18 protein-coding genes are annotated in these 17,471 nt (G+C 71.9%); 10 read left to right on the top strand and 8 right to left on the bottom strand.

Annotated elements, in window-relative coordinates; all coding sequences use genetic code 11:
• Nucleotides 1–86 precede the first annotated feature (86 nt).
• From T328_RS24480 to T328_RS24470, 3 genes are all read right to left on the bottom strand, one after another.
• Nucleotides 87–533 carry a hypothetical protein gene (locus T328_RS24480; RefSeq protein WP_496498307.1) on the bottom strand — a complete coding sequence of 149 codons (447 nt, stop codon included), beginning with the start codon at nucleotides 531–533 and terminating at the stop codon, nucleotides 87–89.
• Nucleotides 534–579: 46 nt separating this feature from the next.
• On the bottom strand, nucleotides 580–933 hold the full coding sequence (locus T328_RS24475) for a hypothetical protein (RefSeq protein WP_496498306.1): 354 nt from the start codon (nucleotides 931–933) through the stop codon (nucleotides 580–582).
• Nucleotides 934–1,062: 129 nt separating this feature from the next.
• Nucleotides 1,063–1,662 (bottom strand): TetR/AcrR family transcriptional regulator, encoded by a 600-nt coding sequence (locus T328_RS24470; protein ID WP_496498305.1) that lies wholly within the window; start codon nucleotides 1,660–1,662, stop codon nucleotides 1,063–1,065.
• 108 nt (nucleotides 1,663–1,770) lie between these two features.
• On the opposite strand from T328_RS24470, the gene T328_RS24465 reads away from it, so the two are divergent.
• Complete coding sequence (locus tag T328_RS24465) at nucleotides 1,771–2,694, top strand: NmrA family NAD(P)-binding protein (protein ID WP_496498304.1); 924 nt, start codon at nucleotides 1,771–1,773, stop codon at nucleotides 2,692–2,694.
• A gap of 16 nt (nucleotides 2,695–2,710) precedes the next feature.
• Here the strand turns inward: T328_RS24465 and T328_RS24460 are convergent, their stop codons facing one another.
• Nucleotides 2,711–3,640 (bottom strand): AraC family transcriptional regulator, encoded by a 930-nt coding sequence (locus tag T328_RS24460; protein ID WP_496498303.1) that lies wholly within the window; start codon nucleotides 3,638–3,640, stop codon nucleotides 2,711–2,713.
• Nucleotides 3,641–3,920: 280 nt separating this feature from the next.
• Here T328_RS24460 and T328_RS24455 point away from each other — a divergent pair, with 280 nt between their 5' ends.
• Together T328_RS24455 and T328_RS24450 are read left to right on the top strand one after the other, a co-directional pair.
• Nucleotides 3,921–5,237, top strand: a complete 1,317-nt coding sequence (locus T328_RS24455; RefSeq protein WP_496498302.1) for a TRAFAC clade GTPase domain-containing protein — start codon at nucleotides 3,921–3,923, stop codon at nucleotides 5,235–5,237.
• A 1-nt stretch (nucleotide 5,238) separates the two neighbouring features.
• Nucleotides 5,239–6,309 carry a hypothetical protein gene (locus T328_RS24450; protein ID WP_496498301.1) on the top strand — a complete coding sequence of 357 codons (1,071 nt, stop codon included), beginning with the start codon at nucleotides 5,239–5,241 and terminating at the stop codon, nucleotides 6,307–6,309.
• 34 nt (nucleotides 6,310–6,343) lie between these two features.
• On the opposite strand, the gene T328_RS24445 is transcribed toward T328_RS24450, so the two are convergent.
• From T328_RS24445 to T328_RS24435, 3 genes are all read right to left on the bottom strand, one after another.
• Nucleotides 6,344–7,279 (bottom strand): right-handed parallel beta-helix repeat-containing protein, encoded by a 936-nt coding sequence (locus T328_RS24445; RefSeq protein WP_496498300.1) that lies wholly within the window; start codon nucleotides 7,277–7,279, stop codon nucleotides 6,344–6,346.
• Nucleotides 7,280–7,411: 132 nt separating this feature from the next.
• The gene (locus T328_RS24440; protein ID WP_496498299.1) at nucleotides 7,412–8,497 is read right to left on the bottom strand and encodes a polysaccharide lyase family 7 protein; all 1,086 of its coding nucleotides are present in this window, start codon (nucleotides 8,495–8,497) and stop codon (nucleotides 7,412–7,414) included.
• A gap of 261 nt (nucleotides 8,498–8,758) precedes the next feature.
• Nucleotides 8,759–9,430: a pirin family protein gene (locus T328_RS24435; protein ID WP_496498298.1), complete on the bottom strand. Its 672-nt coding sequence runs from the start codon at nucleotides 9,428–9,430 to the stop codon at nucleotides 8,759–8,761.
• 91 nt (nucleotides 9,431–9,521) lie between these two features.
• On the opposite strand from T328_RS24435, the gene T328_RS24430 reads away from it, so the two are divergent.
• The 5 genes from T328_RS24430 (at nucleotide 9,522) to T328_RS24410 (ending at nucleotide 14,517) form a co-directional block, all read left to right on the top strand.
• Nucleotides 9,522–10,736, top strand: a complete 1,215-nt coding sequence (locus T328_RS24430) for a PucR family transcriptional regulator (protein ID WP_496498297.1) — start codon at nucleotides 9,522–9,524, stop codon at nucleotides 10,734–10,736.
• Nucleotides 10,737–10,825: 89 nt separating this feature from the next.
• Nucleotides 10,826–11,779, top strand: coding sequence for an ACP S-malonyltransferase (locus T328_RS24425; protein WP_496498296.1), 954 nt, complete (start codon nucleotides 10,826–10,828; stop codon nucleotides 11,777–11,779).
• A complete protein-coding gene (locus tag T328_RS24420) occupies nucleotides 11,776–12,810 on the top strand; it encodes a ketoacyl-ACP synthase III (RefSeq protein ID WP_496498295.1) in 1,035 nt (344 codons plus the stop codon). The genes T328_RS24425 and T328_RS24420 overlap by 4 nt, the downstream gene beginning before the upstream one ends.
• An 89-nt stretch (nucleotides 12,811–12,899) precedes the next feature.
• The gene (locus tag T328_RS24415; protein ID WP_496498294.1) at nucleotides 12,900–13,148 is read left to right on the top strand and encodes an acyl carrier protein; all 249 of its coding nucleotides are present in this window, start codon (nucleotides 12,900–12,902) and stop codon (nucleotides 13,146–13,148) included.
• 106 nt (nucleotides 13,149–13,254) lie between these two features.
• Complete coding sequence (locus T328_RS24410; protein WP_496498293.1) at nucleotides 13,255–14,517, top strand: beta-ketoacyl-[acyl-carrier-protein] synthase family protein; 1,263 nt, start codon at nucleotides 13,255–13,257, stop codon at nucleotides 14,515–14,517.
• Nucleotides 14,518–14,572: 55 nt separating this feature from the next.
• Here T328_RS24410 and T328_RS24405 read toward each other — a convergent pair whose 3' ends face one another.
• Entirely contained in the window at nucleotides 14,573–15,067 is a 495-nt protein-coding gene (locus T328_RS24405) for a DUF3145 domain-containing protein (protein WP_496498292.1), read from the bottom strand.
• A 275-nt stretch (nucleotides 15,068–15,342) separates the two neighbouring features.
• On the opposite strand from T328_RS24405, the gene T328_RS24400 reads away from it, so the two are divergent.
• Together T328_RS24400 and T328_RS24395 are read left to right on the top strand one after the other, a co-directional pair.
• A complete protein-coding gene (locus T328_RS24400) occupies nucleotides 15,343–16,242 on the top strand; it encodes an SGNH/GDSL hydrolase family protein (protein ID WP_496498291.1) in 900 nt (299 codons plus the stop codon).
• Between the two features lie 90 nt (nucleotides 16,243–16,332).
• Entirely contained in the window at nucleotides 16,333–17,448 is a 1,116-nt protein-coding gene (locus T328_RS24395) for an aldose epimerase family protein (RefSeq protein WP_496498290.1), read from the top strand.
• The last annotated feature ends 23 nt before the right edge of the window (nucleotides 17,449–17,471 follow it).

Below are 17,471 nucleotides of genomic sequence, written 5' to 3'. Positions count from 1 at the left end.
CACTCCTCGGTATACCTGTCTAAGGTGAACATGCCTGACGGGCGCTCCCAAAATGGAAGCGCCCGCCAGGCAGGTGTCAGGTCTTCCTAGGTCCGTCCGCCCTTGTACACGCAGTGATCGTTCTGCCCTGCACTCGTGCTCACTTCGGTTTGGAACTCCTGACCTTCAGGGAGGTCCAGATTGTCGTGGACGTTGTCGACCTCACTCAGGTGCCAGCGCCAGTTCCATTTGTTGTCGACCTGCCACAGGTCGGCACGCACGGTGAACCCGTCGCCGCCGACTCCGGTGTAGTTGTTGAAGTAGACGTGTTCGCCCTTGGCGACGAACTTCACCTCGGCGTAGCCGTAGTTCTCATTCGAATCCAGCTTTGCCCTGACGTCTCGGCCGCCCGGGTCGTCTGGGCTCTTTGAGGAGCCCCCCTTGCAGCCCCACGTGGGTGTCGGGTCATCTGCATGCGCAGTTCCGAGGAGGCCCGTAAAACACAGGGCGACTACCCCGGTGCCGGTCGCGACTGTCTTGAATATTGTGCTCACGCACAACGCCCTTTCGAGGGTGCGGATGGAGGAGTTGCTGAAGCCGCTATGCGGTGGTCAGGCTGTAGGTGGGGCTCGTGCCGGCCCGGGATCCGGTGTCGACGGTCTTCGACTCGCCGTCGCACACCGTCCAGTCGTCGCTGTAGCGGCCGATCCGTACCGTAAGGCGCGTGCACTCGCCGTCGTCCGCGGTGCTTTCCAGGCGGCCCGTCACCCGGATCGTGCCGTCGCCCGTGCACTCGGTGAGGGTGGCCCGGGCGCCGGAGCCGGCGACGGTTTCGGTGGTGCAGGCCGCCGCCTTGGTGAAGGGAATGCTGTCGGCGAGAGCCGGAGCGGCGGCACCGGCGATGATGCCGCCGCTGATAGCAATGACACCCAGGGTCTTCGAAATGATACGCATCGCTCTCCTCGTACCTGCGTGCTATCGACGCCAGGAAGGTAACGGCACCCGCTGGTACGAAACCTTGACGAAATCCGACACCCACGTCCTGCCCGCCTCCGTGCCGGTGGGCGCGTACGAGGCACCCGCTCAGCACCCGGGCGGGGATGGCGAGTTCGTGTCCGTGCCGGGCGGGCTCAGGCCCGCCACGGCCAGGCGGAACAGCCGGTCGGCCTGGGCGGCGGGGTCGGGGTGGTGCTCCGTGGCCAGGGTGATGCCGACGATCAGGGTGATCAGATCCGCGACGGTGACGTCCGGGGTCACGCCGCCGTCCCGTACGGCCCGGTGCAGCAGCGGGGCTGCCGCCTCTTCCAGGATCGCCGCGCAGGTGTTCCCGCGTACGGGGTCGGCCCCGGCGGCGTCGTAGGACAGTGCCGCGGCCAGGCCGCGGGCGGCGACGCAGTAGGCGACCACGTCGTCCAGCCACTCCAGCAGCGCGCCGCGGCTGTCGCCCGTGCCGGTCAGGTCGTGGGCGCGGAGGCGCAAGGCCTCGATCCGTTCGCGGGAGACCGCCTCCAGCAGCGCGCGGCGGGTGGGGAAGTGCCGCCGTACGGTCGCCGAGCCGACGCCCGCGGTGCGGGCGATCTGTTCCAGGGAGGCGCCGGCGCCCTGGGCGGCGACCTCGTCCGCGGCCACGGCGAGGATGCGCGCGTAGTTGCGCCGGGCATCGGCGCGTCGGCTCGCGGGCACGGCGGTCACCTCCGGGTTTACGAAGTGGCGGGGCCCGCCGTATCGTACCCGAGCATAAGCGGCGGGCCCCGCCGTTTTGCCCCGGCACGCACCCGAGGAGCGCGCAACATGACCGCAGATTCCGCACCCGTCCTGGTCACCGGTGCCACCGGCAAACAGGGCGGCGCCACCGCCCGCGCCCTGCGCGCGGCGGGCCTTCCCGTGCGCGCCCTGGTGCGCGACCCGGGCAGTGACCGGGCCGAAGCCGTCGAGGCGCTCGGCGCCGAACTGGTCACCGGCGATCTCCACGACCGCGACTCCGTGATCCGCGCCGCCACGGGCGCACGGGCCGTGTTCTCCGTACAGATGCCGGCCCTGACCGCGGACGGCTTCGACTTCGAGGGAGAGGTGGCCCAGGGCGTCAACCTCATCGAGGGCGCGCGGGCCGCCGGGGTCCCGCAGTTCGTGCACACGTCCGTGACCGGCGCCGGGCGGCACACCGAGGTTCCCGGCTGGGCCGAAGGACGCTGGGCGATAGAAGCCGCCCTGACCGCCAAGACCGCGATCCAGGACCGCGTCCGCACGGCCGGCTTCCCCCGCTGGACGCTGCTCAAGCCCGGCACCTTCATGGAGAACTTCCTCCCGTCCGCGGGATTCCTCTTCCCGCGCGGCGTCGAGGGCGGCCTGGTGAGCGTCCTGAACCCCGGGACCCGGCTGTCCCTGGTGGCCGCGGCCGACATCGGCCGCGCGGCTGCGGCTGCCGTCGCCGCACCGGAGCGGTTCGACCGGGTCGAGCTGGAGCTGGCGAGCGACTACCTGTCGATGACGGAGATCGCGGAGGTGCTCTCCCGCGTCCTGGGCACGCGGCTGTCCGCGCCGGACATGACCGCCGAGCAGGCCCTCGCCGCCGGAATGCCCCCCATGGGCGTCTCGCACGAGTGGCTGAACGTGGCCGGCCAGCCCGGCCGCCCTCAGTACGCCAGGGACCTCGGCATCCCACTCACCGGCTTCGAGGAGTGGGCGCTGGCACACCTGCGGGCCGGGGCGCGGTGACGGGGCACAGCCGGAATCAGCGCTGGAGGGTGGCGGACGGCAGCTCGCCGAAGCGGTGTCGGTAGTACGCCGCAAACCGGCCGTGGTTCGAGAACCCCCACCGCTCCGCGACCTGGCTGACCGTCGTTCCGGCCGCCGTCGCGGCCAGGAGGTCCTCCCTGGCCCGGCGCAGCCGGACCTCGCGCAGGCGGGCCGAGGGCGTGGTGCGTAACTCGCGCTGGAAGCCGAGTTGCAGCGCCCGCAGCTTGAGGGAGACCGCGCACGCGAGGGCCTCCACGGTGAACTCCCTGTCGTCGGCGCGCTCTTCGATGAGGTCGGCGGCACGCCGCACGGTCGCGGAGGACGCCGGGGCACTCTGCTCGTGCAGCCGGGCGGAGTAGTTGTTCGGCTGGCCGTCGAGCAGCTGGCCGAGCAGCGCCTGCTCCAGCGGCCGCATCACCGACGGGTTCCGTACGCAGACTCCGCCGCGGTCGGCGTCCTCGCGGAGCAGGGACACGATCCGCCACCACGCCTCGATGTCCGGTGCCGTCTGGTCCATCCGCAGGTCGAACCGGACGGGTTCGGTGGCCGGGCGGCCCAGCATGGCGCGCAGTTGCTGCTCCAGCGCGTTCCGTGGGATCCGGAGCACCAGGTGCGGGCTGCGGGCCTGTACCTCGATCCGGTAGGGGCGGTCGACCGGGGGCACCGCCGCGCCGCGGCGGTCGTACCGGGCCTCCTGGCGCCCGTGTGCCAGGGCCGCCCGGCCGGCCAGCGGCGCCAGCACCAGGTAGAAGCTCTCCTGCGGCTCGACGGCGATGTCCACCCGGCCGCCGTAGTCCAGATAGCAGAGACTCACCCCGCCGGCCTGCGCGGCATGGAATCTGGTTTCGAACTCCGGCTCCCGCTGCGGCACGGTGAGGCGGTGCGGGCAGAACGCCTCGGCCACGGTGTGGCGTGCCTCGTCCACGTCCCGGGTGTGCAGTCGGCGATAGCGGTCCAGCGGCAGACGTATACCGGCGGGATACTCATTTCCGAACGACTGTTCGCCAGGGAGTTTCTGGCTCTGCAAGGCATTCTCCGTCACGCCGCGCCCCCTCGACCGCCGTCTGCGCTCAGCGTACAGACGGCGTGCGCCCAGCGGATAGCCGTTGACCCGCCGCGAGTTGACACTGGCCTCGCGTCGCCGCCGGAGTCCGCGGCAAGGGGCGTCACAGCATGGGACACCATTCGATCGGAGAGCGAGATCCATGGAAGCCTTCATCGCCGTCGTGCTGGCGGCCACGATTGTCGGCTTACTCGTCGGCGTGTGGCAACGGGCCGCGGCACGCCCGCAACCGGAAGCCCCGCGCGAGGCCGTGTCCCCGCGACGGACAGCGGCGGCCCCGCGAGCGACGGCGCAAGCGGAGCGCGAGGTGGTGTCGCCGCCGCAGTTCAACCTCGTCGCCGTGGGACTCCCCGGCGCCGGAAAGACGCTGATGCTCGCGAGCGTCTACCACCTCTTTCAGGCGCCCGCCAACGGCAGGAGTTACTACCTTGAGGCGCCACGGCGGGAGGCCACCGAGCTGAACGCCCTGTTCCACACGATCAGCAACTCCTCGGCCTCGTGGCCGAACGGGACCGCCCGCGGGGATTTCCGCAGGTTCCATTTCACCGCCGCCGCTCCGGTACGCGGTGGGGAGTTCCACCGGGCGTTCACCATCCGGTACACGGAATACGCCGGGGAGTTGCTCGTGGCGAACAGCGACGACGGCAGCGAGAACGAGGAGTTGCTCCACCGGGACATCGCCGAGGCCCACGCGGTCATGGCCCTCCTCGACGGATACGACGTCTCCCGGGCGCTCGAAGGGGACACCGATGCGGGCACCCGGATCTCGCTCGCGGTCAGCACGTTCGTGGAATCACTGCGGTACGTCAGGTGTTCCGTCAATTTCGCCGTGACGAAATGGGACCTGCTCCAGCTGACGGGGCAGACCGACGCAGAACTCGTCGGCCGGGTCCGCCGTCTCCTCGACTCCAGCGAGCAGTTCCAATGGCTGGTGGGACGCAAGGACGCCGCCTTCACCGTCCGGCTGTTCCCGATCAGTGCGGTCGGCCCGGGGTTCGCCACGCCCGACGCCTCCGGGCACATGGTCAAGAGATCGGCCGGAACCGTCAACCCGACGGGCGTGACGCTGCCGTTCTCCTCCGTGATCCCCGACATCTTCGAACGCGCGGAGGCCCTGGCGCGGGCGGAGGCCGGCGGCCACGACCGGGCGGCGGAGGCGTCCCAGGGCCGCGCGCACCGCTCCGAGCTGCGGTTCGGCGTGCTCACCTCGGTGCTGGACCAGCTGTCCCTGGTACCGGGAGGTGCGCTGCCCCTGCACATCCTGCGCTGGATGACGGGCGTCGATCCGCGCCTCGCACGGAGTGCCGGCCTGTCGCCGGACGCGGCCTGGCTGCGGAACGACGACGTCGAGGGCGGCGCGGGCATGGAGGCCGCACGGCTCATCCTCAAGGAGATGCGCCGCGAGACGGACGCCGCCGAGGGCGCACTGCCCGAGGGTGTGCTCCGGAGGGTGGGCTGACATGACGGCGCACCACGGCGGGGTGCCCGCGGGCACGTTCGCCGTCGCCCGCGGCCGGAACGAGGGCTACCGGGTGCTGAGCGCCCCCGCGTTCCTGACGACGGGCGCCGGCGTGCTCACCGACCTGGTGTCCGCGGACCGGTCCGGCGGAGGGTTCGTACACGGGCGGTCCGCCGCGCGCGAGGGGGAGTCCGTCCACGTCACTTACACCAGCCGTCCCGTCGTGGCAGACGACCTCGACGAGGCCGCCCTCGCCCTGCTGGGCACCCCTCCGCTGGACAGGTTCGGCCGGCCGCTCCACATCGTCTACGGCATCGCCTACCGGTCCCCCGCGCCGGGCCCGGTGCCGCCGCCCTGGATCGGCCGCGCCGAGCACGACGCGCTGGCGGCGTTCCGGGCCTTCGCCGCGGACGAGACCGGATTCCGCGTACGCACCTCACCACCGATCGACGACCCGGCCGGGCACGCACTCCTGGCCGCGGCGGCGCAGAGCGACCGCCGGCCGGCACCCGCCGGACCCCGGCCGCCCCGGGGCCGGCCGCCGTTGCGGCAGTTGACCGCCGGTACGTGGACCGCGGTGGTCCTGACGTTCGCGGGTGCGGGATTCGGCGGCTGGGCGATCCTGGACGCCCACCGGGCCGACGAGCAGCCCGGCAGCGCCGGCAGATCCGACCGGCGCGGCGCCGGCTCCGCCGTCATCACGAACCCGCGGGTCGCCTCCGACGAGTGCCTCCCCGTCCGCCGGGAGAGTCCGCTGACCCTCTCGGGCACGGCCGCACTGGCGAAGGGCACGACGCTGCGGGAGATCACCCGGCGGGTGGACGACGGTTCCCTGTGGCCCGGCCCGCGAGCGAGAACCCGGGCGGCGAGCAGCAGTTGGTCGATGCGGATTCCCTCGGTGGGAGCGGCGGGGGATGTCGGTCACGAGTACACGATCCTGCTGGTCGGAGCCGACCCCGCGGCGTCCCGGGAACTGGAGGCCGCGACCGCCGCGAAGCCGTACAAGCCGCTGACGAAACTGCCGGACGGAGTGGAGATCCTCGCCGAGATGTGCGTGAGACGCACCGACTGAGCGAGAATCCTGCTCCCACCCGAGCCGTGATCCGTCAGGCGGGCCCTTCGCCCGGGGTGACCGTCATGCCGACCGACCCGTAGTCCGGGCCGACCTGGTTGTCGCTGTAGAACTTCACTCCGGTCGAGGCCGAGGTGACTTCCATCACCCGGGTCGAGGAGCCCACGAAATCGTTGCGGGTGATCGACACGTTGTCCGGCCCGTCCAGCTTGATGGCCTGGTTCCAGCTGTCGCCCATCTCGTTGTCCGCGACGATCCAGTTCCTCATACCGTCGGTGTTGCCGCCGGAGTTCCCGCCGCGGCCGTAGTCCTCGGCCATCAGCCACTGGTGGATGCTGGGGATGCTGTCCTCGCGGTCCGGGTTCGCCGGGCCGACGGCCTTGTTGCCGCGGATCTGCACGTCGTCACTCGCGATGGGGTGCGAGTCGGACACCCACGTCTGGATGAAGTCGGTGTGGCTGTCACCCGGGTCGCCGGTGACGAAGTTGACGGCGGTGTTGTAGAGGATCTTGTGACGGTCGCCGAAGAACGTGATGGCGTTCAGATCGCCGGGGCCCTCGACGCCCTTGATGTCGTTGTTCTGGATGGTGACGTTCGTGTTGTCGTCCGAGTAGATGCCGTACTGCTGCTCGGCGTCCACCCGGCAGTTCTGTATCACCACGTGGTCGGCTTCGATCAGTACGCCGCCGTGGATGGTGTTGCCCTGGCAGTCGTAGACCTCCGCCGCGGCCTCGGTGCCGCCGGAGTCGATCTCGTACCGGGAATCCTGCTCCGGAACCAGAACGGCGTCGGGCGGAGTCGCCACACCGCCGACGCCGAGGGACTGCCCGGGCGGAGTCGGATCATCGCCGGGCACCCCGGACACGGTCGCCGTGGTGATGGGCAGCGACGCCGATGCCGTCGGGCCGAGCAGCGCCACCGAGCCGAACGCGGTGCACGCGCACAGCGCGGCGATCAGAGTGCCTTTCACCGATGCACTTTTCCTCATCGTCGTACCCGTCCTGTCGCGGCGTTCGAATCGTTCACGTGCGTCTCCTTGCGTGACCATCGCGAGAGCACACGACCGGTGGCGGCCGAACCGCCACCGGTCGTGTGGCGCGTCCTACGAAGAGCCCGGGCCGTCGTCGTGCGTGACGCTCAGCCCGTAGATCTCCACCTGGCCGTAGTTGTCGTCGCTGCACGGCGATGAGCGTTCGCAGTTGGCCTGCGTGTACGCGCCCGCCTTGAAGTAGGCGCCGGAGAAGTCCTCCGAGAGCGTGGTCTGCAGCTCGCCGTTGTAGTACGCCTTGATTTCGCCGTCGCTGACCACGAACTTCGCCTCGAACCTCGTGCCCAGCTCGTAGTTCTCGTCCACCAGCTTGTGATTGCTGTCATCGGGAGAGGTGACGTAGAGCTTGGTGTCCTCCAGGCGGAAGACCGAGACGTCGTCGTCGGAGTCGTGGATCTGACCGGCGACGACATGCGGCTTGTCCTCGGGAAGATCCGTGATGGCCTGGTCGATCACCATCGTGTGCGTGCCGGAGGTCGAGGACCAACTCGCCTTGGTCTGCCCCGAGTCCGTCATTTCGCGCAGCTCCGAGCGGGGGTAGTCGGAGCCGCTGGTGGTGACCCCGTTGACGGGGGCGCGGAACTGGACGGCGTCGCAGTCCGCGGTCGTGGTGAACCACGGGTCGATCGCGTACGTGTCGAGTTCCGGCTGTTCGACGTTGGTCGGCGATTCCTCCTCGCCGATCGGCAGCCCGATGTACCAGTTCGTCAGGTCCAGTACGTCGGCCGGGTAGTCGCAGGTGCCGCCGCCTCCGCCGTCGGCGCCGTAGACGTCCGTCTCGGTGATGCTGGTCCAGTCGTTGGAGGTGTTGCCGTGGCCGACGATGCGCAGATAGCGGGCGGAGGTGTCGGCGAAGTCGTAGTTCTGCGGCTGGAGCGTCGTCCCGCTGCTGGCTTTCCCCGCCATGACCGTCGTCCACGATGATCCGTCGTCGGACACCTGGACGTCGAAGGTGTTCTTCCTGGTGTCTCCCTGGTGCCAGGCGATCGACGCCGAGCCGACGGTCTGCGCCGAGCCGAGGTCGTAGCGGATCCACACCCCGTCGCCCTCGGCGGACCACCGGGTGCTCAGATCGTCGTCGAGGGTGTTGGCGGCCACGTTGCCGTCATCGGCGCTGGCCGTCACTCCCGTGACCTGCAATGGCGCACCTTCATCGGCTGCCTCGGCCGACGCGACCGGCTGGTACACGCTGGGGACGACGAGGGCCAAGACCCCCACCAGAAGCGCACGATACGTTCGTCTCACAGGGCCTCACTGTGGTCGAAGCACCGGGTCGACCGGGGCGGTCGGCCCGGTGCCGAACGGTTGTGGTGGAACGCACGCTGTCAGGCGCGTGTGGGGACCGGTCCCCCAGCACCGCACCCGGATGCCGTCAAGGGGACGGTCGGCTCACCATCGCCTTCAGGCCCCCGCCGCCTGCATCTCCCACACCAGCGCCTCCGCCGCCCCCTCCGCCGTCAGGTCCAGCCCCTCGCAGCCCCCGATACGCGCCGCGTCGCCCGCCTCCGCCGGGGAGGACCCGGCGCCGAGGCGGACCGCGCCGCGGGCCACGTGGACGTACACCCACGGCGCGTCCGGCAGCGCCGTGCGTTCGCCGTCGCGCAGGCGGCGTACGTGGAGGACGGCCGCGGCGCGTTCGACGGCCAGGGGGGTGCCGTCGGCGATGCCGCGGACGACCTCGTACGACGGGGGGCCGCCCGGGGCCGCCGGCGTCAGCCACATCTGGAGGAACGTCAGCGGCGCCGGGCCCGCGTTGCGTTCGACGTGGCGGATGCCGGTGCCCGCGGAGAGGCGGGCGACGTCGCCGGGGCGGACGGACTCGGTGCGGCCGGCGGAGTCCTCGTGGGTCAGCTCGCCGTCGAGGACCCAGGTGACGATCTCCACGTCGCGGTGCGCGTGTTCGGCGAAGCCCGCGCCGGGCCGCAGCCGCTCCTCGTTGCAGGCGACGAGGGAGCCGAACCGGACGTTCCGCGGGTCGTAGAAACCGCCGAAGGAGAACGCGTGCAGCGTCTCGATCCCCGCCTCCGCGTCCCCGCCGCGGTAGCGCCCCCGCGCCCGCCGTAGCTGAATCACCCCGCCACCGTACGCCGCGGAAACCGGCCGCCGCTTCCGCGGGAAGACGCCGCTTTCGTCCGCCGCGACCCGGATAGGGCAGGCTAGACCCGTGCCTGAACCGACCGTGACACCTGAGCCGCCCGATCGTGACGCCGCCCGGCTGCGGCATCCGCACACCGCAACCCTGCGCCGGCTGGAGAAGTCGTCCGGGGAGCTGGCCGCCGCCGCCATCGCCCGGATGGATGAGCAGCTGCCCTGGTACCGGGCCATGCCGCCGGAGCACCGCTCGTGGATCGGGCTGGTGGCGCAGGCGGGCATCGCGGCGTTCACGGAGTGGTTCCGGCACCCCGAGACGCCGCAGGCCATCTCCACCGACGTGTTCGGCACGGCGCCGCGCGAGCTGACCCGGGCGATCACGCTGCGGCAGACGGTGGAGATGGTGCGTACCACGATCGAGGTCATGGAGTCCGCCATCGAGGACGTCGCCGCCCCCGGCGACGAGTCCGTGCTGCGCGAGGCCCTGCTCGTCTACGCCCGCGAGATCGCCTTCGCCACCGCCCAGGTCTACGCCCAGGCCGCCGAGGCCCGCGGCGCCTGGGACGCCCGGCTGGAGTCGCTGGTGGTCAACGCCGTGCTCTCCGGCGAGGCCGACGAGGGCGCCGTGTCCCGCGCGGCGGCGCTCGGCTGGAGTTCGCCGGAGCACGTGTGCGTGGTGCTCGGCACCGCGCCGGACGGGGACAGCGAGCTGACCGTGGAGGCGATCCGGCGGGCCGCGCGGCACGCGAAGCTGCAGGTGCTGACGGGCGTGCTGGGCAGTCGGCTGGTGGTGATCGCCGGCGGCAGCGCGGATCCGCTGAAGGCGGCGAAGGCGCTGATCGGCCCGTTCGCGCAGGGCCCGGTGGTGGCCGGTCCGGTGGTCGGCGATCTGCTGGCCGCCACCCGCTCCGCGCAGGCCGCCGCGGCCGGGCTGAAGGCGTGCTCCGCCTGGCAGGACGCGCCGCGGCCGGTGCTGGCGGACGACCTGCTGCCGGAGCGCGCGATCGCCGGCGATCCGGCGGCGCGCGAGCAGCTGGTGGAGGAGATCTACAGTCCGCTCGCGGAGGCCGGGTCGGCGCTCCTGGAGACGCTGAGCGTCTACCTGGAACAGGCGTCGAGCCTCGAAGGCGCCGCGCGGATGTTGTTCGTTCACCCCAACACCGTTCGCTACCGGCTGCGACGTGTGACCGATGTCACGGGCTGGTCGCCGTCCGATGTCCGCTCAGCGTTTACTCTGCGTATCGCACTGATCCTCGGCCGGCTGACGGAGACGGAACCCCAGCCCTAGTCATTTGTTCGGACCCAACAAATCCCTCCGGTGTTCTTCGTCCCCGTCCCCACGGGCGGCGGACACCCCCGGCAAGAGAAGGTTGAGGGGTGCTCGTACTCGTAGCTCCCGGCCAGGGCGCCCAGACGCCCGGCTTCCTCACCCCCTGGCTCGACCTCCCCGGTGTCCGCGGCGCTCTGGGGGCATGGTCCGACGCCATCGGGATCGACCTGGTCCACTACGGCACGGAGGCGGACGCCGAGGCGATCCGCGATACGGCGGTGGCCCAGCCGCTGCTGGTCGCGTCCGCGCTGGCCTCCGCGTACACGCTGTTCGACGACCCGGCGGAGATCCCGGGCCGGGTCGGCGCCGTCGCCGGGCACAGCGTCGGGGAGTTCGCCGCCGCCGCGCTCGCCGGCGTGATCAGCGACGAGCAGGCCGTACGCCTCGTCCGGGCCCGCGGCCTGGCGATGGCCGAGGCCGCCGCCGTCGCCGAGACGGGCATGGCCGCCCTGCTCGGCGGGGACCCGGACACGGTGCTGCCGCACCTCGAACGCCTCGGTCTCACTCCCGCCAACGTCAACGGCGCCGGCCAGATCGTCGCCGCCGGGACCGCCGCGCAGCTCGCCGCGCTGGCCGAGGACAAGCCGGAGGGCGTGCGCCGGGTCGTCGCGCTGAAGGTGGCCGGCGCCTTCCACACCGAGCACATGGCGCCCGCCGTGGCCGCGCTGGCCGCGGAGGTCGCGGAGATCGAGCCCGCGAAGCCGCGGCTCCCGTTCGTCTCGAACAAGGACGGCAAGATCGTCACCGACGGCCGGGAGGTCATGGACCGGCTGGTCGGCCAGGTCGCCAGCCCGGTGCGCTGGGACACGTGTATGGAGACCTTCGCCGCGCACGGCGCGACGGCCATGGTCGAGGCCGCGCCCGGCGGCACGCTCACCGGGCTCGCCAAGCGCGCGCTGCCGGGCGTGCGGCCGGTTCCGCTGAAGACGCCCGAGGACATCGAGAAGGCACGTGCCGCCATCGCCGAGGCGACGGCCGCGGACCCCCAGGAGAGCGCATGACCGCGAAGATCCGGCCCACCAAGGGTGCTCCGTACGCGCGCATCATGGGCGTCGGCGGCTACCGCCCGACCCGCGTCGTGCCCAACGAGGAGATCCTGCAGTACATCGACTCCTCCGACGAGTGGATCCGCAGCCGCTCCGGCATCGCCACCCGGCACTGGGCCGGGCCGGACGAGACCGTCGCGCAGATGTCCGTCGAGGCCGCCGGCAAGGCGCTCGCGGCGGCGGGCGTGACGGCGGAGCAGATCGACGCCGTGATCATCTCGACCGTCTCGCACTTCATGCAGACGCCGTCGGTCGCCACCGAGATCGCCCATCTGCTGGGCGCCGGCAAGCCGGCCGCGTTCGACATCTCCGCCGCCTGCGCCGGCTTCGGCTACGGGCTGACGCTGGCCAAGGGACTGATCGTGGAGGGCAGCGCGGAGCACGTGCTCGTCGTCGGCGTCGAGCGCCTCTCCGACCTCACCGACAAGTCCGACCGGACCACCGCCTTCCTCTTCGGCGACGGCGCCGGCGCGGTCGTCGTCGGCCCCGCCGACGAGCCGGGCATCGGCCCCTCGGTGTGGGGCTCGGAGGGCGACAAGCACCAGACCATCAAGCAGACCGTGGCGTGGGACCGCTTCCGCGTCGGCGACCTGGACCAGCTGCCCCTGGACGCAGACGGCGGCGTGAAGTTCCCGGCGCTGACCCAGGAGGGCCAGACGGTCTTCCGCTGGGCGGTCTACGAGATGGCCAAGGTCGCCCAGGAGGCCCTGGACGCCGCCGGTATCACGCCGGACGACCTGGACGTCTTCATCCCGCACCAGGCCAACATGCGGATCATCGACTCGATGGTGAAGACCCTCAAGCTGCCGGAGCATGTCGCGGTCGCCCGCGACATCGAGACCACCGGCAACACCTCGGCCGCCTCCATCCCGCTGGCCATGGAGCGGATGCTGGCGACCGGGCAGGCGAAAAGCGGGGACACCGCCCTCGTCATCGGGTTCGGGGCCGGCCTGGTCTACGCCGCCACGGTCGTGACACTCCCCTGACCCGCGGGCCGGCCCGGCCACACGCGGCTCACCCCTCAGCTCACCCCTCATTGAGAACCCTCAAGGAACGGAAAGAAGGAGTCCCCAAGATGGCCGTCAAGCAGGAAGAGATCGTCGCCGGTCTCGCGGAGATCGTGAACGAGATCGCCGGCATCCCGGTCGAGGACGTCCAGCTGGACAAGTCCTTCACCGACGACCTGGACGTCGACTCGCTGTCCATGGTCGAGGTCGTCGTCGCCGCCGAGGAGCGCTTCGACGTCAAGATCCCGGACGACGACGTCAAGCAGCTGAGGACCGTGGGCGACGCCACGGACTACATCCTCAAGCACCAGAGCTGACCCCACGTCCCCGCTGTCGCCATCCCGGCCCCCCGCGCCCACGGGCGCGGGCGGCGGTCCGCGGTGGCGCCGTAGTAGGACCTCGACTTTCGGAGTGAGCTTCGACGTGAACGCGACCAATCGCACCGTGGTCGTCACCGGAATCGGCGCAACCACACCGCTGGGTGGCGACAGCGCATCCACCTGGGACGGGCTGGTGGCCGGCCGTTCCGGCATCGCGGACCTGGACCACGAGTGGGCCGCCGGCCTGCCCGTGACCTTCGCGGGCGAGGTCGCGGTGGAGCCCACCGAGGTCATCCCCCGGCCGCAGGCCCGGAAGCTGGACCGGGCGGCGCAGTTCGCGATCATCGCCACCCGGGAGGCGTGGGCCGACGCCGGCTTCGCCGCCAGGGCCGGCGAGGACGCCGCGGTCGACCCCGACCGGCTCGGCGCGGTCGTCGCCTCCGGCATCGGCGGTGTGACGACCCTGCTGGACCAGTACGACAACCTCCGGGAAAAGGGCCCCCGGCGGGTCTCGCCGCACACCGTCCCGATGCTGATGCCCAACAGCCCGGCGGCCAACGTCGGCCTGCAGATCAACGCCCGGGCCGGCGTGCACACGCCGGTCAGCGCGTGCGCCTCCGGCGGGGAGGCGATCGGGTACGCGGTGGAGATGATCCGCACCGGCCGCGCCGACGTCGTCGTGGCCGGCGGCACGGAGGCGGCGGTCCACCCGCTGCCCATCGCGGCGTTCGCCAACATGATGGCGATGTCGAAGAACAACGACGACCCGCAGGGCGCCTCCCGCCCGTACGACAAGGCCCGCGACGGCTTCGTGCTCGGCGAGGGCGCGGGCGTGCTGGTGCTGGAGTCGGCGGAGCACGCCGAGCGGCGCGGGGCGAGGGTCTACTGCGAGGCGGCCGGCCAGGGGCTGTCGGCGGACAGCCACCACATCGCGCAGCCGGAGCCGAGCGGGCGCGGTATCGCGGCGGCGCTGGAGAACCTGTTCGCGCACAACGGCGTGACACCCGCCGAGGTCGTCCACGTCAACGCGCACGCGACGTCGACCCCGCAGGGCGACGTGGCGGAGATCAAGGCCATGCAGAAGGTGTTCGGCGACGAGCTGGGGCACGTCCTCGTCTCCGGTACGAAGTCGATGACCGGCCATCTGCTGGGCGGTGCCGGAGGCATCGAGTCGGTGGCGGCCGTGCTGACGGTCCACCACCGCACCGCGCCGCCGACCATCAACGTCGAGGATCTGGACGACGAGGTCGACCCGAAGCTGATCGCCGTGGAGGCGACGCCGCTGCCGGAGGGCCGGATCGTGGCGCTGAACAACTCGTTCGGCTTCGGCGGCCACAACGTGGTGCTGGCGTTCCGGTCCGTCTGACGTACCGTCGCCGCTGCCGGCCGACGCCACCCGGTGGGCCTCCCGGCCCACCGGGTCAGACGACCTGGTGCAGCCAGCGGACCGGGGCGCCTTCGCCGGCGTAGCGGAAAGGTTCCAGCTCGTCGTCCCACGGCTTGCCCAGCAGCTTGGCGATCTCCGCCTCCAGCTGCGTCTCGCCGCGCTGCGCGCGGGCCAGCGCCGCGCGCAGCCGGTCCTCGGGGATGAGGATGTCGCCGTGGACGCCGGTGACGGCATGGAAGATCCCGAGGTCGGGCGTGGAGCTGTAGCGCTCGCCCTCGGCGGTGGCGTACGGCTCGGCGGTGACCTCGAAGCGCAGCAGGTGCCAGCCGCGGAGCGCGGACGCGAGCTGGGAGGCGGTGCCGGGCTCGCCCTGCCAGGAGAACTCCGCGCGCCAGGTGCCGGGCGAGGCGGGCTGGGGGATCCAGTCGAGGCTGACGCGACCGCCGAGGACGCCGGCGACCGCCCACTCGATGTGCGGGCAGAGCGCCCGCGGGGCGGAGTGAACGAACAGAACTCCACGTGTCGTCACCGGGGGCCTCCATCCGCGGGCTCGAAGCTGCCTCGACGTTGCTGAGCGACGTCGCTGGGCGACGTTGCTGAGCGAAGTTGCCTAGAGTAAACACCACGGGTCGCCTTTCCGGGTAAACAGGACACTCCGTTACCCGGTGCGATCCCGCCGCGCTGCGGCCCGTTGAGCACAGCCAAGCTACCGTGCCGCCGCACCCCGCGCGTGCCGTACGGTCGGTCCTGGGCGTGCTGACGCACGTTCGGAGGAGGACCTCGGGGGCGGGAGGGAGCGCAGGGATGCGCAAAGTGGCGGCACTGGTCTTCTCGGGGGCGGTCGCAATGTCACTGGCGCTCGCCGGCTGCACCGGCGAGGGCTCGACGCAGGGGGAGGACAAGGGATCTGCCGCGCCGTCAGGCGGCGCGGAGGACGCGGGCAAGCCGTCGGAGCGGGCGCGGGCGGCGCCCCGGCCGCCGCGGTCGGTCGCCGCGCTCGGCGACTCCATCACGCGCGGTTTCCACGTCTGCGAGCCGCTCGCCGACTGCCCGGAGAAGTCGTGGTCGACGGGCACCTCGGACGACGTGGACAGCCTCGCCCGGCGTTTACTCGACAAGCCGTCGGGGCATACGTGGAATTTCGCCCGTTCGGGCGCGCAAGTGACGGATCTGCCCGTCCAGACGGGCGAGGCCATCGCCCGCCGCCCGGACCTGGTGACCGTGCTCATCGGCGCCAACGACGCCTGCACGGAGAGCACGGCGGGCATGACACCGGTGGCGGACTTCCGCACGGCGGTGGCGGACTCGCTGGACCGGCTGGAGAAGGATCTGCCGCGGACGCAGGTGTACGTGTCCAGCGTCCCGAGTCTGATGCGGCTGTGGGACGTGGGCCGGGACGGCGTGCTGAGCCGGCAGATCTGGTCGCTGGGCAACATCTGCCAGTCGATGCTGGCGGACCCCACGGACCTCGGCGCGGCGGCGAGTGACCGGCGGGAGGAGGTGGAGGACCGGGTGGTGGAGTTCAACGCGGTGCTGGCGGAGGAGTGCGGGCGGCATCCGCTGTGCGTGTACGACGACGGGGCGGCGTTCCGGTACGACTTCACCAAGGGCCACCTGAGCCGCTGGGACTCCTTCCACCCCGACGAGGACGGCCAGAACGTGCTGGCGGAGATCGCGTACAAGCGGCTCCGCGCGGCCCGGTAGGTACGCGCGGGCGGGCTTGGCTCGGCGGGCGGCCAGCTTGGCCGGCCGGCACCGCGCGTACGGGCTCCGCAGGCGCATAGGGTCTCCCCCATGGCCGAGACCCCGCTGACCCAGCTGACCCCGCCCGACGCCGCGCCGGCGCCCTCCGTCACCGCCGAGCCCTTCGGCAAGCTCGCCGACGGCACCCCCGTCGAGCGGTGGACGCTGACCGCGGGCGGGACCCGGGTGCGGGTGCTGACGTACGGCGGGACCGTGCAGTCCGTGGAGGTGCCCGACCGGGCCGGGCGGTACGCGAACGTGGCGCTGGGGCTGGCGACCGTGGACGAGTACGTGGAGCACGGGGACCCGTACTTCGGGGCGCTGATCGGCCGGTACGCCAACCGCATCGCCGGCGCCTCGTTCGTCCTCGACGGGCGCTCGTACCCGCTGCCGGCCAACGACGGGCCCAACTGCCTGCACGGCGGCGCCCGCGGCTTCGACAAGCGGGTCTGGGCCGCGGCCGAGGCGCCGGCCGCGCCCGGTGCCGCCGCGCTGCTGCTGTCGCGTACCAGCCCGGACGGCGAGGAGGGCTTCCCCGGCACGCTGGAGGTGCGGGCGACGTACACCGTGACCGCCGGCGGCGCGCTGCGCTTCGACTACGAGGCGACCACCGACGCCCCGACCGTGGTGAGCCTGACGAACCACACGTACGTCAACCTCGACGGCGAGGGCAGCGGCAGCATCGAGGCCCACCACCTGCGCGTCGCCGCCGGCCGGTTCACCGTCAACGGCCCCGCCGCCGCGCCGACCGGCGAGATCGCGGACGTGGCCGGCAGCCCCTTCGACTTCCGTACGGCCCGGCCGGTGGGCGCCGAGCTGCGCTCCGGGCACCCGCAGCTGCTGATCGGGCGCGGCTACGACCAGAACTTCGTGCTCGACAAGGGCGTCACCGCCGCCCCCGAGCCGGTCGCCGAGGTCCGCTCGCCGGCCTCGGGGCGGGTGCTGCGGGTGCTGACCACCGAGCCCGGGCTGCAGCTCTACACCGCGAACTTCGTCTTCCCGTCGTTCACCGGGCCGTCCGGGCGCGCCTACCGCCCGGGCGACGGGCTCGCCCTGGAGACCCAGCACTTCGCCGACTCCCCCCACCACCCGCACTTCCCCTCCACCCTGCTGCGGCCCGACGAGCATTACCGTTCGGCCACGGTCTACGAGTTCGCCGTGCACTGACCGTTGACACCCGCCGCTCACCT

The organism is Streptomyces sp. CNX435 (genome assembly GCF_059570575.1).
Note: the sequence above shows the minus strand (reverse complement) of the source record. Positions and strands in the feature narration are given on the sequence as shown.

Coding starts and splice junctions, on each gene's coding strand:
- T328_RS24420 (WP_496498295.1), top strand. CDS start 11,776: ATGACCGCGAAGATCCGGCCCACCAAGGGTGCTCCGTACGCGCGCATC.
- T328_RS24395 (WP_496498290.1), top strand. CDS start 16,333: ATGGCCGAGACCCCGCTGACCCAGCTGACCCCGCCCGACGCCGCGCCG.
- T328_RS24415 (WP_496498294.1), top strand. CDS start 12,900: ATGGCCGTCAAGCAGGAAGAGATCGTCGCCGGTCTCGCGGAGATCGTG.
- T328_RS24400 (WP_496498291.1), top strand. CDS start 15,343: ATGCGCAAAGTGGCGGCACTGGTCTTCTCGGGGGCGGTCGCAATGTCA.
- T328_RS24465 (WP_496498304.1), top strand. CDS start 1,771: ATGACCGCAGATTCCGCACCCGTCCTGGTCACCGGTGCCACCGGCAAA.
- T328_RS24475 (WP_496498306.1), bottom strand. CDS start 933: ATGCGTATCATTTCGAAGACCCTGGGTGTCATTGCTATCAGCGGCGGC.
- T328_RS24450 (WP_496498301.1), top strand. CDS start 5,239: ATGACGGCGCACCACGGCGGGGTGCCCGCGGGCACGTTCGCCGTCGCC.
- T328_RS24455 (WP_496498302.1), top strand. CDS start 3,921: ATGGAAGCCTTCATCGCCGTCGTGCTGGCGGCCACGATTGTCGGCTTA.